General features: G+C 67.9%; 1 protein-coding gene. It reads right to left on the bottom strand.

Annotated elements, in window-relative coordinates:
* Positions 1-240, bottom strand: a 240-nt coding sequence (locus tag BN358_RS26190; protein WP_198018385.1) for a hypothetical protein, incomplete at both ends; no start/stop codon positions are given.

The raw sequence follows: 240 nt of genomic DNA, 5'->3' as shown, positions 1-240 counted from the left end.
TGTCCCGCTGCGGCACGGAACAGCGCGCCCACGTCGGAGAAGTTGAACCGCGAGACGTCGAAGGTTGCCTGGTCGACGTACTGCTGGTCGGTGGGGACCTGCCCGATCTCGCCGTCGCGATAGGCCCAGGCGACCGGCTTGTCGTCGGCGTCCAGGACGGTGACCTCGACGGTCTCGGCCGTGATGTCGACGGTCAGCACCTGCTGGCTGGCGGCCTCGGAGAGGAGGCGTTCGACCATA

Source organism: Sedimentibacter sp. B4 (assembly GCF_000309315.1).
Classification (GTDB): Bacteria; Bacillota; Clostridia; order Tissierellales; family Sedimentibacteraceae; genus Sedimentibacter; species Sedimentibacter saalensis.
Note: the sequence above shows the minus strand (reverse complement) of the source record. Positions and strands in the feature narration are given on the sequence as shown.